The organism is Mesorhizobium sp. P2_B11 (genome assembly GCF_056404855.1).
Map to the genome: position 1 here is coordinate 861,051 of NZ_JBFUDF010000001.1, position 17,485 is coordinate 878,535.

General features: G+C 63.4%; 15 protein-coding genes. 11 read left to right on the plus strand and 4 right to left on the minus strand.

Translation table 11 applies throughout. The features are described from left to right. Positions 1-8 precede the first annotated feature (8 nt). From AC1DYJ_RS03920 to derI, 11 genes are all read left to right on the plus strand, one after another. Positions 9-1,667, plus strand: coding sequence for a glycerol-3-phosphate dehydrogenase/oxidase (locus tag AC1DYJ_RS03920; RefSeq protein WP_477280209.1), 1,659 nt, complete (start codon positions 9-11; stop codon positions 1,665-1,667). Between the two features lie 432 nt (positions 1,668-2,099). Then, a complete protein-coding gene (locus AC1DYJ_RS03925) occupies positions 2,100-3,122 on the plus strand; it encodes a sugar-binding transcriptional regulator (RefSeq protein WP_477280094.1) in 1,023 nt (340 codons plus the stop codon). A gap of 33 nt (positions 3,123-3,155) precedes the next feature. Continuing rightward, on the plus strand, positions 3,156-3,812 hold the full coding sequence (locus AC1DYJ_RS03930) for a DUF2291 family protein (RefSeq protein WP_477280095.1): 657 nt from the start codon (positions 3,156-3,158) through the stop codon (positions 3,810-3,812). Continuing rightward, on the plus strand, positions 3,809-5,347 hold the full coding sequence (locus AC1DYJ_RS03935) for a sugar ABC transporter ATP-binding protein (protein WP_477280096.1): 1,539 nt from the start codon (positions 3,809-3,811) through the stop codon (positions 5,345-5,347). The genes AC1DYJ_RS03930 and AC1DYJ_RS03935 overlap by 4 nt, the downstream gene beginning before the upstream one ends. A gap of 24 nt (positions 5,348-5,371) precedes the next feature. Then, complete coding sequence (locus tag AC1DYJ_RS03940; RefSeq protein ID WP_477280097.1) at positions 5,372-6,499, plus strand: ABC transporter permease; 1,128 nt, start codon at positions 5,372-5,374, stop codon at positions 6,497-6,499. A 37-nt stretch (positions 6,500-6,536) separates the two neighbouring features. Continuing rightward, positions 6,537-7,478 (plus strand): D-ribose ABC transporter substrate-binding protein, encoded by a 942-nt coding sequence (locus tag AC1DYJ_RS03945; RefSeq protein WP_454576318.1) that lies wholly within the window; start codon positions 6,537-6,539, stop codon positions 7,476-7,478. Between the two features lie 108 nt (positions 7,479-7,586). Next, positions 7,587-9,146: an FGGY family carbohydrate kinase gene (locus tag AC1DYJ_RS03950; RefSeq protein WP_477280098.1), complete on the plus strand. Its 1,560-nt coding sequence runs from the start codon at positions 7,587-7,589 to the stop codon at positions 9,144-9,146. Positions 9,147-9,151: 5 nt separating this feature from the next. Next, a complete protein-coding gene (locus AC1DYJ_RS03955; RefSeq protein ID WP_477280210.1) occupies positions 9,152-10,660 on the plus strand; it encodes a glycerol-3-phosphate dehydrogenase in 1,509 nt (502 codons plus the stop codon). Then, entirely contained in the window at positions 10,660-11,598 is a 939-nt protein-coding gene (locus AC1DYJ_RS03960; protein ID WP_477280211.1) for a sugar phosphate isomerase/epimerase family protein, read from the plus strand. Before AC1DYJ_RS03955 ends, AC1DYJ_RS03960 begins: the two co-directional genes overlap by 1 nt. A 40-nt stretch (positions 11,599-11,638) precedes the next feature. After that, positions 11,639-12,406: a triose-phosphate isomerase gene (locus AC1DYJ_RS03965; RefSeq protein WP_477280099.1), complete on the plus strand. Its 768-nt coding sequence runs from the start codon at positions 11,639-11,641 to the stop codon at positions 12,404-12,406. A gap of 25 nt (positions 12,407-12,431) precedes the next feature. Beyond that, positions 12,432-12,869, plus strand: coding sequence for a D-erythrulose-4-phosphate isomerase (derI, locus tag AC1DYJ_RS03970; RefSeq protein WP_477280100.1), 438 nt, complete (start codon positions 12,432-12,434; stop codon positions 12,867-12,869). Between the two features lie 23 nt (positions 12,870-12,892). On the opposite strand, the gene dhaL is transcribed toward derI, so the two are convergent. The 4 genes from dhaL to oiaX form a co-directional block, all read right to left on the minus strand. Continuing rightward, positions 12,893-13,534 (minus strand): dihydroxyacetone kinase subunit DhaL, encoded by a 642-nt coding sequence (gene dhaL, locus AC1DYJ_RS03975; RefSeq protein WP_477280101.1) that lies wholly within the window; start codon positions 13,532-13,534, stop codon positions 12,893-12,895. Between the two features lie 79 nt (positions 13,535-13,613). Next, entirely contained in the window at positions 13,614-14,627 is a 1,014-nt protein-coding gene (locus tag AC1DYJ_RS03980; RefSeq protein WP_477280102.1) for a dihydroxyacetone kinase subunit DhaK, read from the minus strand. A gap of 149 nt (positions 14,628-14,776) precedes the next feature. Further along, complete coding sequence (locus AC1DYJ_RS03985) at positions 14,777-16,105, minus strand: four-carbon acid sugar kinase family protein (RefSeq protein WP_477280103.1); 1,329 nt, start codon at positions 16,103-16,105, stop codon at positions 14,777-14,779. 3 nt (positions 16,106-16,108) lie between these two features. Then, the gene (gene oiaX / locus AC1DYJ_RS03990; protein WP_477280104.1) at positions 16,109-17,359 is read right to left on the minus strand and encodes a 3-oxo-isoapionate-4-phosphate decarboxylase OiaX; all 1,251 of its coding nucleotides are present in this window, start codon (positions 17,357-17,359) and stop codon (positions 16,109-16,111) included. Positions 17,360-17,485: the final 126 nt, after the last annotated feature.

A 17,485-nucleotide genomic window follows, 5' to 3' on the forward strand; every position in this document is an offset into this window, starting at 1 on the left:
TCGCCGCCATGGCTGCGACCGGTGAGGTCGACGTCGTCATTCTTGGCGCCGGCATCAACGGCGCGGGCCTTTTTCGCGACCTGTGCGCGCAGGGCGTCAGCTGCCTGATCGTCGACAAGGCGGATTTCGGCTCAGGAACCAGTGCCGCGCCGTCGCGGCTCATCCATGGCGGCCTGAAGTATCTCGAAACCGGCGAGTTCGGGCTGGTGGCGCAGTCGACGCTCGAACGCAATCTGCTTCTGCAAAACGCGCCGCACTATGTCAGCCCGCTACCGACCGTCATCCCGATCTTCTCCTGGGGCAAGGGCATGCTGGCGGCGTTGCGAACTCTGTTCGGCTCGACCAGCGCGCCGCGCAGCCGCGGCGCCATCCTGATCAAGATCGGCCTGATGATCTACGATTTCTATGGCTCGCGAAACCAGGTCATGCCGCGCCACCGTATGGTCGGGCGGCGGCAGGCGCTCAGTGAGATGCCTGCGCTCAATCCCTCGATCGTCGCCACCGGCACCTATTACGATGCCAAGATAAGCCACCCCGAAAGGCTGGTGCTGGAACTGATCCTCGATGGGCTGCAGGCCAATGCAGCTTCCGCCAGCGCGAACTACACGGCTCTGGTGGCTTCAGCCGATGGCGTGCTCACCCTCCGGCCTGAAAACGGCAGTACATTTTCAGTGCGGCCGAAGCTGGTGGTCAACGCTGCCGGTCCGTGGATCGACGACGTCAATGCGCTGCTAGGCGCGCCGTCGAAGATGATCGGCGGCACCAAGGGCTCGCACATCCTGCTCAAGCATGACGATCTGGTCAAAAGCCTGGCTGGGCGCATGCTCTATTTCGAGGCCGATGACGGCCGCATCTGCTTGGTCTACGATTATCTAGGTCTGGCGCTGGTCGGCTCGACCGACATCAAGGCCGATAATCCAGACGCGGTGCGCTGCGAACCGGACGAAGTCGACTATCTGCTCGAGAGCGTACGCACGCTTTTGCCGGGCATGGCGTTCGAGCGCGACCAGATCGTCTATGCCTATAGCGGCATCCGACCCTTGCCGACGTCCGAGGCATCGACGCCCGGACTGATCAGCCGCGATCATTCGGCCCCGGTCGCCGAGCCGGACGCGGGCAGGCCTTTCGCTGTTATTTCGCTGGTTGGCGGCAAGTGGACGACGTTTCGCGGCTTCGCCGAGGAAGTCGCCAACACCGTTCTCGGCCGTCTGCAACGCAGCCGCAAGGTAACGACGAAAGCCATGCCGATCGGTGGCGGCAAGCATTTCCCGTCCGATGCTGCGGCACGCGCAAGCTGGTTGGCCCAGACCCGGACGGAGACTCGGGTCGACGAGCGACGTGTCGAGCAGTTGCTGTCGCGCTACGGAACCAGAGCCTTGGAGATTGTCAGGCATGGGTTGGATGGCGAGGGCGATCTGCCGGACTCGGACAGCTACAGCAAATTGGAAATCGACTACATCGTCCGTAACGAATTCGTCGAACATCTGGCCGATATCGTCATGCGACGCACCACGCTGGCCATAGGCGGCACCCTGACAAGCCGCGACCTGCAGGAGATTGCCGCGATCGCCGGGCGGGCGTTGGGCTGGAATGCCCAGCGCACAATGCGGGAAGTCGACACCGCTGTCGTGGAGCTCGAAGGCAGGAACTTGATGCGGCTTGTCTGATCGCGCCATCGACAAAGCCGATGGGCTTTTCCCAGGCAATCCGACCGATTGCCCATGGCTGCATCTTATACCGCAACGTCTCACTTCACAGACATCTTGGGATGTTCCCCTTCATAGATATTTTTTCAAAAACAAGAGCTTAAGTGAAAGATCGGTGACGGAGGCCTCTGCATTCTCACGAGCAATTGCGCGAATTAACACATATTGACGTTAAAATAACACACAAGTATGATCGATTAACATGCGGACTTCCTAATAGGCTAGCGCTGACTGGCCAATGCGCTGGGTATTGCGGCGTGTCAGGGGAGCAGCGACGGCTGTGAATTTCTCGCCGTGGCTTGAGAGGCACTCGGCGGAGGGATTGACAGCGATGCAGGGATGTGAAAATTTTTGCACACAAAGATAATAATATCATCTCAGGGAGGAGATGGCTTGAAATCCGGCGGAAGCGCTAACCGCGATCATGAGTCCAGCCTCGCCACGCGCGCGGCCTGGCTTCACTATGCCGGAGGTCTCACCCAGGCTCAGGTGGCCAAGCGGCTTGGCCTGACCAGCCTCAAGGCGCACCGGCTCATCACCAAGGCCAACCAGGAAGGCCTGGTCAGGGTCTTCATCGACGGCGACGTTGCCGAATGTGTGGAGTTGGAGCATCGCCTGACCGCCGCATACCGGCTCGATTATTGCGAGGTGGTTCCGGATCTGGATCAGGAAGACCTGCCGCTCAGGGGGCTGGGCATCGCCGGGGCGCAATTCCTGAAGCGCGAGATCGATCGTGGCGAGGACATGCTGATCGGCGTCGGCCATGGCCGCACCCTCGCAGCAAGCGTCGAATATCTGACACGCACCGCTGCCGCCCATATCCGTTTCGTCTCGCTGCTTGGCGGGGTGACGCGAAAATTCGCAGCCAATCCGCACGACGTCATGCATCGGTTGGCCGAGCGGACCGGCGCGCAGGCCTATGTGATGCCTGTGCCTTTCGTCGCCAACACCGCCGAGGACCGTGAGGTGCTGCTTGGCCAGCGCGGCATCAGCGATGTCTTCGCGCTCGCCGGCCGGTCCGACCTGATGTTCGTCGGAATAGGCACGGCCGAGCGGGAAGCCTCGCTGGTCGCGACAGGCATGATCGAGCCGTCCGAAATCGACGAGGTCAAGCGTGACGGCGGCGTCGGTGAATTGCTGGCGCATTTCTTCGACGACAAAGGGCGCCCGGTCGAAACGGCGCTGTCGGAGAGAATACTGGCGCTTCCGCGTGACCAGTTGAAGGGCCGCAGGATTGTCGCCGTCGCCGGCGGCAAGGTGAAGGTGCAGGCCATCAAGTCAGTGCTCGAAAGCCGTTATCTCAGCGGCCTGATCACCGACGAATGCACGGCCCGCGCGCTGGTCGAGCAGAGCCGGCTCGACGATGCGGCCGGTGCCGCGAAGCGCCGCGCGAACGGAGGATCGACGAATGCGTGACAACGGAAAATCCGCTTGCCTGGTGGCCGCATCATGAGCGCGAAGGCTGGCACCGCACCCGCCCGGCAGGCCTCGCCGGGCTTGCGCCGGGCACTTGCCGGGGCTGCGGTTCTGGTGCTGCTCGGCGCCATGGCGCTCGACACCAAGGTGGTGACGATCGGCTCCGCCGGCGACGTTCGCAACGCCGTCTTTTCCGCCGCCGACTATGGCAAGTCGGAATTCCCCAAGGTGCAGGCCGATGTCGAGGCGCGCGCCGCCGATGCCGCGACGGTGGCGGCGGCAATCGCCAAGGACAGGGCGACCGCAGAAAAGGAATATGGCGTGCCGGCGGGTGTCGGACCGGTCATCTCGGTCAAATTCACCGGCGTCGTCGGCGAGGGAAAGTCGGGCATCTACAAGGTCGCCGTCGATGGTCTGCCGGATACGTTGACGGTGCGCGTGCAGACCGGGCCGGCGATCAACGGAACCGAGCTTCGCGACGCCACCGGCAAGATCACCTTCGGCCAGTTCACCAACCAGATCGAGTATCAGGACGCCGGGTCGGCGCTGAACAACGAGATGAAGAAGGAGGTGCTGGCGAACGTCGAGACCAGTGCCTTGACCGGCAAGACCATAACGGTGGTCGGCGCCTTCAAGCTGGTCAATCCGAAGAGCTGGCTGGTCACGCCGGTGAGGCTGGAGGTCAAATGAATTCGGCTTCCGGCACAGAGCCCGCCAATGGCGACGCCGTGCTTTCGGCGCGCAATGTCGTCATGTCGTATGGCGGCGTCCACGCGCTCAAGGGCGTGAACTTCGACATCCATCGCGGCAAGGTCACCACCCTGTTCGGGGAGAACGGCGCCGGCAAGTCGACACTGATGAAGATCCTGTCCGGCGTGGTGACGCCGACATCCGGCGACATCGTGCTCGATGGCAATCTCGTCAGCTTTTCCTCATCGTCGGATGCGCGCGATCGCGGTATTTCGATCATCCACCAGGAATTGAGCCTGGCGCCGAACCTGAGCGTTCGCGACAACATCTTCATGGGTCGCGAGCTGCGCACCAGGACCGGCCTCGACTTCGCCGAGGAGTCGCGCCAGGCACGCGCCCTAATGGCCGACCTCGAAGAAGACATCGACCCGATGACCCTGGTCGAGGACCTTCGCCTGGGGCAGCAGCAGATCGTCGAGATCGCCCGCGCGCTGTCGGTCGATTCCCGCATCCTGATCATGGACGAACCGACCTCGGCGCTCAGCGCGACAGAGGTGGAAGTGCTGTTCAAGGTGATCCGCGACCTGACCAGCCGCGGCGTCTCGATCGTCTACATATCGCACCACCTCGAAGAGGCGCTGCAGATCACCGACTACGCCGTCGTGCTGCGCGACGGGGCGATCACCGCGACGGCCGAAGCCAGGGATATCGACCTCGAGTGGATCGTCCGCAACATGGTGGGCGAGAATTTCGACCTCGGCTCACCGCCGACCGGCCATGCGTTCGGCGCGGTGGCGCTGTCGATCGAGGATGTCAGCGTCACCGACGCTTCGGGTTCAGGCTATGTCGTCGACCATCTGTCGCTGGATGTCAGGGCAGGCGAGATCGTCTGCATCTATGGGCTGATGGGCGCGGGACGCACGGAGTTGCTGGAGGCAGTCGCCGGACGCGTGTCGATGGCGGGCGGACGGGCGCTGCTGGAAGGCGAGGACGTCTCGGGGCTGACCATTGCCCAGCGCATCGCCAGAGGCCTTGTGCTCGTGCCCGAGGACCGCCAGCGCGACGGGCTGGTTCAGACCATGACCGTCGGCCGCAATCTGTCGCTTGCCAGCATCGAGGCCTTCGCCAAAGGCCTGTTCCTCTCGCGGCCGAGGGAACGCGCACTGATCGACGAGTCGATCCGCAAGGTGACCATCAAGACCGCCGGCGGCAACGCCATGATCGGATCGCTGTCGGGCGGCAATCAGCAGAAGGTCGTCATCGGCAAGATGCTGACGACAAATCCCAAGGTCATTCTTCTCGACGAGCCGAGCCGCGGCATCGATGTCGGCGCCAAGGCCGAAGTGTTTCGCTTGCTCAGCGAGCGCGCCGCGCAGGGCCTGGCGGTCGTTTTCTCGACGTCGGAGGTCAATGAGTGCCTCAGTATCGCCCACCGCATCGTCGTCATGCGGCGCGGCAAGATTTCAGCCGAATTCGGCGCGAACGCCACCAAAGAGCAGATCATGGCCGCCTCCGGCGAAGCCGTGGTCGCTTGATCACAGAATTTCGGAGCCCCGACCATGACCGATGTCAGCCAGGCCAGCAAACAGTCCAGCCCCAGCGGCGAAGGCTTCGACCTGGCCAAGCTGCTGCTTGAGGGCCGGGCCTTCTTTGCCCTGATCGTCATCATCGTCGTGTTCTCCATCCTGTCGCCCTACTACCTCTCGGTGGCGAATTTCCTGACCATGGCCTCGCATGTCGCCATCTTCGGGATTCTCGCCGTCGGCATGCTGCTGGTCATCCTCAATGGCGGCATCGACCTGTCGGTCGGATCGACACTGGGGCTTGCCGGCGTCGTCGCCGGTTTTCTGATGCAAGGCGTGACGCTGACCTGGCTGGGCGTCGTTCTCTATCCGCCGGTCTGGGTGGTCGCGGTGCTTGCCTGCATGCTGGGCGCCGCCGTCGGGCTGATCAACGGCGTGCTGATCGCGCGGTTCAAGGTTCCGGCCTTCGTCGCCACGCTCGGCGTCATGTACATGGCGCGCGGCCTGGCGCTGCTGATGACCAGCGGCCTGACCTACAACAATCTCGGCGGCAAGCCGGAGCTGGGTAACACCGGCTTCGACGCGCTTGGCTTCAACCGCCTGTTTGGCGTGCCGACCGGCGTCGTGGTGCTGGCGGTCATAGCGCTGATCGGCAGCATCGTCCTGAACCGCACCGCCTTCGGGCGCTGGCTCTACGCCTCGGGCGGCAATGAGCGCGCCGCCGAACTCTCCGGCGTTCCGGTCAAGAGAGTGCAGATTTCCGTCTATGTGCTTTCAGGCATCTGCGCCGCCATTGCCGGCCTGATCCTGTCCTCGCAGCTGACCTCGGCCGGACCGACCGCGGGCACCACCTACGAGTTGACGGCGATCGCCGCCGTCGTCATCGGTGGTGCTGCGCTGACCGGCGGGCGCGGCAACATCCGCGGCACCTTGCTCGGAGCCTTCGTCATCGGCTTCCTGTCCGATGGTCTGGTGATCATCGGCATCTCATCCTACTGGCAGACAGTGTTCACCGGCGCCGTCATCGTGCTCGCCGTGCTCCTCAATGCCGTTCAGTATCGCCGCCGTAGCAAGCTTCCGGCTTCGACGGGCGGCCAACCGACTTCTCAGAAACGGGGGAAGGCCGAACCGGCCAATCCTGCCCAAGGGAAGACTGCCAGGTGACTGGAGCAACACCGCGTAAATCATTGGAGGAATGTACATGAAAATCGTGCTTAGAAGTTTGCTTGCCGCCGCGATGGTGGTTGGGTTTAGCGCAGCCGCATCGGCCGCGGGCCTGATCTCGATCATCGTCAACGATCCGGCCAACCCGTACTGGCTGACCGAGGGCAACGTCGCCAAGGCCGAGGCCGAGAAGCTTGGCTATACGGCCAATGTCGCTGCCCACAAGGGCGACACAAACACGGAAAGCAATCTGATCGACACCGCCATCACCAACAAGTCGGTGGCGATCATCCTCGACCCGGCCAATGCCGATGGTTCGGTCGGCGCGGTGAAGAAGGCGATTGCCGCCAACATCCCGGTTTTCCTCGTCAATGCCGAGATCAACCAGGAAGGCCTCGCCAAGGGTCAGCTCGTTTCCAACAACGCGCAGGGCGCGGCTCTCGGTGCCCAGCAGTGGGTGCAGGCGGTCGGTGAAAAGGGCAAGTATGTCGAACTGCTTGGCGCCCCGTCGGACAACAACGCCGCCACACGCTCGAACGGCTACGCGACCGTGCTGAGCCAGTACCCGGATCTCGAAAAGGCAGCTTCGCAGGTCGCCGACTGGGATCGTACCAAGGGCCATGACAAGATGCAGAGCATGCTGCAGGCCAATCCCGACATCATCGCCGTGATCAGCGGCAATGATGAAATGGCGCTCGGTGCGGTTGCCGCGCTGAAGGAAGCCGGCAAGCTGGCTGGCATCAAGGTCGGCGGCTTCGATGGCTCGCCGGATGCGGTTGCGGCCATCAAGTCCGGCGAACTGCAGTACACCGTGCTTCAGCCAGTCGCCATCTTCTCGGCCAAGGCCGTGCAGCAGGCCGACTCGTTCATCAAGTCGGGCGCTACCGGTGCCACCAGCGAGAAGCAGCTGTTCGATTGCCTGCTCATCACCAAGGACAATGTGGACAAGTACACCGCACCCTTCGTGCTGTCGGAGTAAGACCTGCACAGGGGGTGTCCTTGCGGACACTCCCTGCCTCTTCTACGGCTTCCCTACAACAAAGACTGTTGCTTTGAATTGCCTTCATAACCATCCGGAACTTGCCGCATGAAAGACCTGCTGATCGGGATCGACGCGGGAACGTCCGTGATCAAATCGGTCGCTTTCGATCTTTCGGGGCGGCAGCTCGCCATGGCGTCGGTGACCAACACCTTTGTCACGCTGGAAGGCGGCGGCGCCGAGCAGGATCTCGATCAGACCTGGCGCGACATGGTTGAGACGGTGCGCGAGCTGGCGACGAAAATTCCCGATCTCGAGCGGCGAACCGCAGCGATTGCGATCACCGGGCAGGGCGACGGCACCTGGCTGATCGATGGCGACGGCTTGCCGGTCGGGCGCGCCTGGCTCTGGCTCGACGCCCGCGCCGGACATCTGGTGGAAGAAATGCGCGGCGATACACGGGATCGCACGCGGTTCGAGATTACCGGCACCGGGCTGAATGCCTGCCAGCAAGGCGCTCAGCTCAGCTGGCTGAAAAGGAACGGCCCGGAAATCCTGGAGCGGGCAGCCACGGCCTTTCATTGCAAGGACTGGCTCTATTTCAAAATGACCGGCGAGCGCGCCACCGATCCTTCGGAAGGCACTTTCACCTTCGGCGATTTCCGCTCGCGCAGCTATTCCGACGAGGTGCTCGACATTCTCGATCTGACGACGCATCGCCGCCTGTTGCCGCCCATGCTTGAAGGCACGACCGACCATCACCCGCTCTCTGTGTCGGCTGCAGGCGAGACCGGCCTGCTTGCGGGCACGCCGGTGGTGCTGGGTTACGTCGACATGGTCAGCACCGCGCTTGGCGCCGGCCTCTACGATCCGAGCGGCACTGTCGGCTGCACGGTTATCGGCTCGACCGGCATCCACACCCGCCTGGCGCGCACTCCTGACGATGTCGTCCTCAACGACAACGCATCCGGCTACACGATCGCCATGCCGGTTCCCGGCGCCTATGCGCAACTGCAATCCAATATGGCGGCGACGCTCAACATCGACTGGCTGCTTGGCCTGGCGCGCGACGTGCTTACAGCCAGCGGCGCCAAGCCGTCGCGCGACGAGCTACTGAAAGCGCTCGACGTCTGGGTCGAAGGATCGGAGCCGGGATCGCTGGTCTATCAGCCCTATATCTCGCTGGCCGGCGAACGCGGACCGTTCGTCGATCCCGATGCGCGGGCAGGGTTCATAGGCCTTTCCGTCAAGCACGGCTTTGGCGATCTGGCGCGCGCGGTTCTCGAAGGCCTGGCCTTCGCGGCCCGCGATTGCTACGAGGCGATGGGCAGCATGCCGAGCGAGATCCGGCTGTCGGGCGGCGCGGCGCGCAGTCCGTCATTGCGCCGCATCATTGCTGCTGCGACCCGCGCGCAAGTCAGAACCAGCAGCCGCCAGGAAGCAGGTGCTGCGGGTGCGGCGATGATGGCCGCGGTCAGGCTCGGCATCTATCGCTCCATGGATGAGTGTTGCGCCGAATGGGTGACGCCGCTGCTGGGCGAATGCGATGCCTATGACGAGGCGCTTTCCCACACCTACGATGCGCTGTTTCCATCCTTCGTCGCGGCGCGTCAGGCGCTGCGGCCGGTGTGGAAGGGCATGGCGCACCGCACAGGAGCAAAGTCTTGAGCGATATGTCTGATGTTGTCGATCTCTTCGTGATTGGCGGTGGCGTCAACGGCGCCGGCATCGCGCGCGATGCGGCCGGTCGCGGGCTGTCGGTCATCCTGTGCGAGAAGGACGATCTGGCGCAAGGCACCAGTTCGCGCTCCGGCAAGCTGGTGCATGGCGGCCTGCGCTATCTCGAATATTACGAGTTCCGGCTGGTGCGCGAAGCGCTGATCGAACGCGAGGTGCTGCTGGAGGCTGCGCCGCACATCATCTGGCCGATGCGCTTCGTGCTGCCGCACAGCCCTGAAGACCGGCCGGCCTGGCTGGTCCGGCTCGGACTGTTTCTCTACGACCATCTTGGCGGCCGCAAGCGGCTGCCGGGCACGCGAACGCTGGACCTGAGGACCGCGCCGGAAGGGGCGCCGATCAAGGACGAATTCAAGCGCGGGTTCGAGTATTCCGACTGCTGGGTCGATGATGCCCGGCTGGTGCTGCTCAACGCGCTCGACGCCAGTCAGCGCGGCGCAAAAGTGTTCACCCGCACTGCCTGTATCGCTGCGCGGCGCGAAGACGGCCTGTGGTCGATCGACATGCAGGACGGCCGCTCCGGTGCGGTGACGAAAGTCCGCGCAAAGGGGCTGGTCAATGCGGCTGGACCATGGGTGAACGACATTGTCAGCCGCGTTGCGGGCCAGAATTCCACCCGCAACGTTCGCCTGGTGAAGGGCAGCCATATCGTCGTGCCCAAATTCTGGGAGGGACGGCAGGCCTATCTGATCCAGAACAACGACAAGCGAGTGATTTTCGTCAACCCGTATGAGAACGACCTGGCGCTGATTGGCACCACCGACATTCCCTATGAAGGCCGACCCGAAGAAGTGGCGGCCGAGGCTAGCGAAGTCGATTATCTGATCAAGGTCGTCAATCGCTATTTCAAGCGACAGCTCACCGCGCAGGACGTGGTCTACAGTTTCTCGGGCGTGCGTCCGCTCTATGACGACAATGCCGACAATCCGAGTGCGGTGACGCGCGACTATATTTTCGAGCTCGATGCCCCAAATGGCGGTGCGCCGCTGCTTTCAGTGTTCGGCGGCAAGATCACCACTTTCCGCAAGCTGTCCGAACATGCGCTGGAAAAAATCCAGCCGTTCTTCCCGGCGATGAAGAAGGCCTGGACGGCAAAAATTCCCTTGCCGGGGGGTGACTTGCCCAACGCGGATTTCGAGCAGTTTCTGGGCGATCTGCACGCCGAGTTTTCCTGGCTTAGCCCGTCGCTGGTGAAGCACTATGCGCGAAGCTACGGCACGCGCACGCGCGCCTTGCTGAAGGGCGTCAAAAACGAGGCCGATCTCGGCCGTCGTTTCGGCCCGGATTTCTACGAGCGGGAAGCTGTTTTCCTGTTCGAGACCGAATGGGCGATGACCGCTGCCGACGTTCTCGAGCGCCGAACCAAGCACGGCCTGCATATCAATGCGGCCGAGCGGAAAACATTCGAAGAGTGGTCCACCAAGATCATGGCGGCGGCAAACTGATGGCCTTCACGCTTTCCCTCAACACCAACCCGCTGGTCAATCGCTTCGCCGATCCGGACGATCTGATTGACGCGATTGCTTATGGCATCGGCATTCGCGACGTGCAGTTGACGCATGAATTCGTCAATCCGGGTTGGCCGGCGGCAACGATTGCCAAGTTCCTGCGCCTGTTCAACAGCGCGCTGGCGCGGACCGGCGTGCGCATCACCTCAGGGATGACCGGGCCCTATGGCCGGCTCAATCATTTCGGGCACCCGGACGCGGATGTGCGGCGCTACTATGTCGACTGGTTCAAGACCTTCGCCGACATTTCCGCCGAACTCGGCGCGTCGGGCATGGGCACGCAGTTCGCCATATTCACCTACAAGGATTTTGACGATCCGCAGCGGCGGGCAGTGCTTCTCGACATCGCGCTCGAATGCTGGCGCGAGGTGGCCGAGCATGCCAAGGCGGCCGGCTTGACCTATCTGTTCTGGGAGCCGATGTCGGTGGGCCGCGAATTTGGTCACACGATCCAAAGCTGCGTCGAACTGCAGGGCGCCATCGATGCGGCCAGGCTGCCGATACCGATGCAGATGATGGTCGACATCGACCATGGCGACGTGACCTCACCCAACCCTGACGACACCGATCCCTATGCCTGGGCGAAAGCCTTTCCGTTGCAATCGCCGATCATCCACATCAAGCAGTCGTCGATGAACAAGGGCGGGCATTGGCCGTTCACGGCGGCGTACAACAAGGATGGCCGCATTATCCCGGAGAAGCTGCTCGATACCGTGCGGGCGGGTGGCGGAACCGACAATGAGATCTGCCTTGAGCTTTCGTTCCGGGAGAGGGAACCGGTCGATCATCAGGTTGTTGCAATGATCCGCGAGTCGGTGGATTTCTGGGCGCCTTACATCGACAGCGGCCGCGACGATCTCAAGCCTCACGGCTGAGGCAACGCATCATCCGAATTTCGGATCGAAGGAGAAGAGAATGACCCCATATTGGGTCGGCACTAGCTGGAAGATGAACAAGACGCTGGCGGAGGCGTTGCAATTCGCCGAGGCGCTGGCGGCGTTCGTGCCGGGCTTCGATCCGGCGATACAGCCTTTCGTCATTCCGCCATTCACCGCCGTGCGCGAGGTCAAGGCAGCGCTTGCCAACACCCGCGTCAAGGTTGGTGCGCAGAATATGCACTGGGCCGATGCCGGCGCCTGGACGGGCGAGATTTCGCCGCCGATGCTGAGGGATTGCGGGCTCGACCTGATCGAACTCGGCCACAGCGAGCGCCGCGAACATTTTGGCGAGACGGACAAGACCGTGGGACTGAAAACGGCTGCAGCAGTCAGGCATGGCCTGGTGCCGTTGATCTGCGTCGGCGAGACGCTCGCAGAGCGCGAAGGCGGCCGCGCCGACGAGGTTTTGACCGCGCAGGTTCTGGGCGCACTGCAAGGCCTCGCGGACAATGAGTTGTCGGCGGAAATCCTCTTTGCTTACGAGCCGGTGTGGGCGATCGGCGAGAAGGGCATCCCGGCCAGCGCCGACTATGCCGACAAGCAGCAGGCGCTGATCAAACAGGTCGCCGCGAGCCGGCTGCCCGTTGCCCCGTTTGTGCTCTACGGCGGCAGCGTCAATCCCGGCAATGCCGCCGAACTGATCGGCCAGCCGCATATAGACGGCCTGTTCATCGGCCGCTCGGCATGGCATGCGGAAGGCTATATCGATATTCTGAAAAAGGCGTCGGCCGCTATCGCGCGCTGACCACGAGGCAAAGGAGTTTATCGTCATGAAGATCGCACTTGGAGCCGACAGCGCCGGCAAGCCTCTGCTCGACGTCATCGCCAAGCATCTCGCCACCAAGCCAGAGCTGCAGGTCGTCGATCTCAGCCAGGCCGGATTTTACGCCGATATCGCCGCCGCAATTGGCCATGAAATTATCGACGGCAATTACGACCGCGCCATCCTGTTTTGCGGCACCGGCATCGGCGTCAGCATCTCGGCCAACAAGGTGCCGGGCATTCGTGCTGCATTGACCCACGACACCTATTCGGCGGAGCGCGCCGCGAAATCAAACAACGCCCAGATCATCACCATGGGCGCGCGCGTCATAGGTCCTGAACTGGCGAAATCGATCGCCGATGCGTGGCTGGCCTCGGAGTTCGATCCAAACGGCCCCTCTGCCGCCAACGTGCAGGCGGTCGACAAGCTCGACGCGAAGCGCTGAGATATCCTGCGGATCGTTCTTGGTCAGTTGGTCAAGGCGATCCGCATAGCCTCGATCACGGTCACGGCGGACGCCGCGCCTGGATCCATATGGCCAAGCGAGCGTTCGCCAAGGCGCGATGCCCGGCCTTTGGCGGCGATCATCGTCTTGGTCGCTTCCGCGCCTGCCCTTGCCGCCTGCACAGCCGCCTCAAAACTCTGCGCCAGACCCTTGCCGGCGGCCAGCGCCTCGCCCGCCGCATGCGCTGCCGGCGCCCAGGCATCCATCATCGTCTTTTCGCCTGGCTCGGCCTTGCCGCGATCCTGAATGCCCTTGGCCATGGCCTGGAACAGCGCGACCACGTCGGCCTCGTCGAGGGTCGTCTTGCCCTTCACGGCTGCCGCGCCGCGCATGAGCGCGGTGGCATAGAGCGGACCGGAGGAGGCGCCGACGGCATTCAGGAACGATTTTGCCGCGGCGTTGAGCAAGGTGGACGGATCGGTGGATCCGGTATCAAGCACTGCCACCGCATCGCGTACCGCGGAAAATCCCAGCTCCATCGCGATGCCGTGGTCGGCATCGCCAATCACCCCGTCGAGTGCGCACAGCCGGTCCCTGTCGGCTGACATGGCGTCAGCGATAGCCACGAACATCGCAGCAAGGCGGGCAGTATCGATTGTCGTCATGTCATCGTCCCTTGCCGCTGAGGTCTATTGTTTGACCATGATTTCCGAAAAGCGACACCCCACTTTTCGGGACCATGGTCTAGCCGGCGCGAAACATGGCGCAGTCGCATGGGTGGTCCAGCATCGTCTGCAACTCGTCGTCCAGTTGATGTAAAGTGATCGAGGCGCCGGCCATTTCAAGCGAGGTGCAGTAGTTGCCGACCCAGGTCGCGTGGATCGAAACGCCGATATCGTCAAGCCTTTGCTTCACCCGACGGTTCATGATGTAGAGCTCCATCAGTGGCGTCGAGCCGAGCGAGTTGACGAGCACGGCGACCTTGTCGCCGCGCGACGGCGCCATCTCGTCGAGGATCCTGTCCAGCATCTCGTCGGTGATCTCATTGGCCGTCTTCAGTTTTCCGCGCGCGATGCCGGGCTCGCCGTGGATGCCCATGCCGATCTCCATCTCGTCCGGCCCGATCTCGAAATTCGGCCGGCGGGTCTGTGGCAGCGAACACGGCGACAACGCCACGCCCACGGTGAAGGTGTGATCGTTGGCCTTTTTTGCGACGCGCTCGCACTCGTCGAAAGACAGCATCCGGTCGCAGGCCGCACCGGCCGCCTTGAAAATGAAGAAATTGCCCGCGACGCCGCGCCGCTTGTGCCTGTCGCCAACGGGCGCGGAAGCGACATCGTCGGTGCTCAGAACCGTGCGCACCTCGATATCGTCCATCGCTGCCATCTCGGCCGCCATATCGAAATTCATCACGTCACCGGCATAGTTGCCGTACATGAACAGGACCCCAGCGCCGCCGCTGACCGCTTTGGCGCATTCGAGGATCGGGTCTGGGGGTGGCGAGGCGAAGACGTTGCCGATTGCCGCGGCATCGGCCAGCCCCTTGCCGACAAAGCCTAGAAAGGTCGGCTCGTGGCCCGAGCCGCCGCCGATGACGAGGCCGACCTTGCCGGGGCGCGGCCCATCGCGGGCGACGATCGAGCGTGGACTGCCGCCCGCGCTTTTGAGATGGCGCGGATGCGCGGCGAGAATACCTTCCAGCATCTCGTCGACGGCGCGGTTGCCGTCGTTGATGATCTTCTTGGTCTGCACCGGCATCCTCCCGATCTCGGTATTCCGCAAATAGTACCGAGTGTTATCGTGATTTCCACCCGGCAGGAAAGGTTCGCGAGGTAAGTTCTTCACCTGCCGCCTGGATCTGCACGCAGGCGCTAGCTGTTTTTCTCCTCAAGCCGTGTGGGGGGCCGCTAGCCGCCAACGCCATCGCGGATGGCAGAGAAATAGCGGTCGGTTCCGACCTGTCCGCCCTTCAGCGCCACTTCCAGCCCATCGATTGCCTTGATGCGCGAATGGGCGACGCACAGCGGGGAGCCAGGGGAGGCGGGCAGCGGCATCCTGACTGTCAGCGCATCGACGCCCATCTGTCCCAGCGCGTGGCTCGACGTGTCGCCGCCGGCGATGATGACGCGCTTCAGGTCCTGCTCTTCGGTCAGTTGCCGCAGCAGCGTGCCGAGGCCGCGGCCGAGCTTGTGGCGAGCGCCTTGCTCACGGTCGATCTCGGCGCCGCGATCGGCCGTGGGTCCGAGCGCGGTGTAGAGGATGACGCTGCGCCCGGCTTCCAGGCCGGTGCGGCCGCTTGCTGCCGCGAGCGCGATCGCCTGTTCGGAGTTCTCCGAGACAAGTTCGACGGGATCGACTTCGATACCGTCGAATCCATCGGTCAGTGCATGGCGAATCTGCCGCTCGGTCGTCGGTGAACAGCTGCCCGAGACCACCGCGACGCGGCCGGCAGCGCCCGGTGGCGAAAAGCGGGACTCCGGGCGAACGGTCTCCGCCCATTCGGCGAGCAGCGCATACTCGACGCCGGACGAGCCGACGACGAAGGAACCACCGGGCTTGCGGCTGCGCCAGATCTCCTTGCCGGCAAGCGCCTGGCTTTCCGGACTGTCGACATCGATGAGCACGATCGCGGCGCCCTCCTCGGCGAGACGATCGAAGGCCGCCGACCGGTTGGCCGAACGCAGCGTCGCCAGGTCGAGTAATCCTGAGGGCAGCGCGGTCTGCCGCGACAGATGGATCAGAAGATCGGCCTCATCCATCGGCGTCGCCGGATGGCGGCTCATCACCGGATGGCGGTCGATGCGGTAGTATTTGTCGCGATAGGCGGCAAACAGATGGCCGAAGGCGGTGTAGCGCTTGAGCTGCGGCGCGCCGACCACCAGCGGCACGCTGTCCTGTGCGAACACCGCGCGGCCGATCTCGATCGCCCGGCCGATGCTGCCGATCGTGGGGCTGGAATCGAAGGTCGAGCAAACCTTGTAGTGACAGATGGCGGCGTTCAACGTCTTCAGCCAGGCGAATGCGTCCTTGAGATGCGTGTCCATCCATTGCGGTGTCTCGCTGCGGCTGGTGCCGGCGAGGCCAACGGCGCGGCAGTACGGGAATTGCGCCAGCTGCGCCGCGTCCGGCTGGCGCATGAACAGCACGGTCGGCACGCCGCCGAGTTCGAGCGCCTCCATAACATCGGTCGAGCCGGTGAGGTCATCGCCATAATAGCTGAGCAGAAGGTCCCTCATGCGTCAGGCCGCCTTGCCGTCGCCGAACTTTTCGATCGAGCGCGCCAGCTCGGGATGGCTCCTGGCGAAATCCGCCAGCGGAATGCCGTCGACCGCCGCCTGCCAGGCCTGCTGCACGGCGCGCACGCCGGCGCCCGGTCCGTCCGGATGGCTGACGATGCCGCCACCGCACAGATAGAGCAGGTCGACCGTGCGGCCGGCGCGCTCATAGGTCTCCGGCGCCTGGCCGCCCCATTGGCCGGAACCTGCCACAGGGAGCGCGCAGTCGTCGGGCGTGAAGAGCGGCGTCGTCACCGCCTCGAAGGAGCGGACGAAGGAGTCGTCCGGCTCCCAGTATTTCGAGCTGATGCCGTTGATCTGGAACTGGTCGACGCCGAGCAGCCGCCAGAACTGCTGCCAGACCTTGAAATCCATGCCGAGGCCGGGATGGCGGGTGAGGATGTCCCAGCCATTGCGGTGGGCGTGCAGCACAAGGCCGGAGCGTTTCCGGAGGTAAGCCATGCCGCCGAAGCCGATGGAGTTGATATTTATCACCGCGCAATTGCCGCCGGCTTCGACCACAAGATCATGGTTGCGCATCATCTGGTCGGGATCGGCATGCGAGATACCGAAGGCATACATCACCTTCCTGCCGGTCTTCTGCTCGTGGTCGAGGATCAAGGGCATGATCGCCTTCACCCGCTCCGCCAATGGCGAATAGGCCGGGCTCATCAGCTTCTCGTCGTCCTTGATGAAGTCGACGCCGGCTTCGATCAGCTCGCCCACCATCGCGGCCGTCTCCTGCGGCCGCAAGCCGAGCGCCGGCTTGACGATGGTACCGATGATCGGGCGGCCCTCGACGCCGGTCAGCCGGCGGCTGCCGGCGACGCCGAATTGCGGGCCGGGATGCGCGCCCCTGAATTCTTCCGGCAGCTTCATGTCGACGACGCGGATGCCGGAAAAGCCCCTGATCGAATAGGTGCCGCCGATGGCAATCGTCATCAGCGCCGCAAGGTCGGTGCCGATCGCATCGAACGGGAAGCCGATGTCGACATCGGCGCGTTTGAACGGGCCGGGGTCGGCTTCGGGGATGGAAGGCTGCTCGGCATCGGGCAAGTGCCGGATTGCCAGCACATGGGCCGCGACGCGCGCCTTTAGTTCCTCAGTCTCACCGGGCAGCGCGACGAAGGTTCCGGTCGACTGGTCGCTGGCGATTTTGGCCGCCATCGCCTCAATGCTGCCGGACGTTTCGATGCGATAGGTGAGGGTGATCATCTTGCCTGTGACCCTGCCGAGGCGTTCCGAAAAAGGTTCCTCGTTATTTGAAATCTGGTATAATGAGTACATAAGCTTTGCAAGCAAATACGCCGTCGAGGCGATAGGCGCGGGCGAGCACGCTGG

Coding starts and splice junctions, on each gene's coding strand:
- AC1DYJ_RS03920 (WP_477280209.1), top strand. CDS start 9: ATGGCTGCGACCGGTGAGGTCGACGTCGTCATTCTTGGCGCCGGCATC.
- AC1DYJ_RS03930 (WP_477280095.1), top strand. CDS start 3,156: ATGAGCGCGAAGGCTGGCACCGCACCCGCCCGGCAGGCCTCGCCGGGC.
- AC1DYJ_RS03935 (WP_477280096.1), top strand. CDS start 3,809: ATGAATTCGGCTTCCGGCACAGAGCCCGCCAATGGCGACGCCGTGCTT.
- AC1DYJ_RS03940 (WP_477280097.1), top strand. CDS start 5,372: ATGACCGATGTCAGCCAGGCCAGCAAACAGTCCAGCCCCAGCGGCGAA.
- AC1DYJ_RS03945 (WP_454576318.1), top strand. CDS start 6,537: ATGAAAATCGTGCTTAGAAGTTTGCTTGCCGCCGCGATGGTGGTTGGG.
- AC1DYJ_RS03950 (WP_477280098.1), top strand. CDS start 7,587: ATGAAAGACCTGCTGATCGGGATCGACGCGGGAACGTCCGTGATCAAA.
- AC1DYJ_RS03955 (WP_477280210.1), top strand. CDS start 9,152: ATGTCTGATGTTGTCGATCTCTTCGTGATTGGCGGTGGCGTCAACGGC.
- AC1DYJ_RS03960 (WP_477280211.1), top strand. CDS start 10,660: ATGGCCTTCACGCTTTCCCTCAACACCAACCCGCTGGTCAATCGCTTC.
- AC1DYJ_RS03965 (WP_477280099.1), top strand. CDS start 11,639: ATGACCCCATATTGGGTCGGCACTAGCTGGAAGATGAACAAGACGCTG.
- derI (WP_477280100.1), top strand. CDS start 12,432: ATGAAGATCGCACTTGGAGCCGACAGCGCCGGCAAGCCTCTGCTCGAC.
- dhaL (WP_477280101.1), bottom strand. CDS start 13,534: ATGACGACAATCGATACTGCCCGCCTTGCTGCGATGTTCGTGGCTATC.
- AC1DYJ_RS03980 (WP_477280102.1), bottom strand. CDS start 14,627: ATGCCGGTGCAGACCAAGAAGATCATCAACGACGGCAACCGCGCCGTC.
- AC1DYJ_RS03985 (WP_477280103.1), bottom strand. CDS start 16,105: ATGAGGGACCTTCTGCTCAGCTATTATGGCGATGACCTCACCGGCTCG.
- oiaX (WP_477280104.1), bottom strand. CDS start 17,359: ATGATCACCCTCACCTATCGCATCGAAACGTCCGGCAGCATTGAGGCG.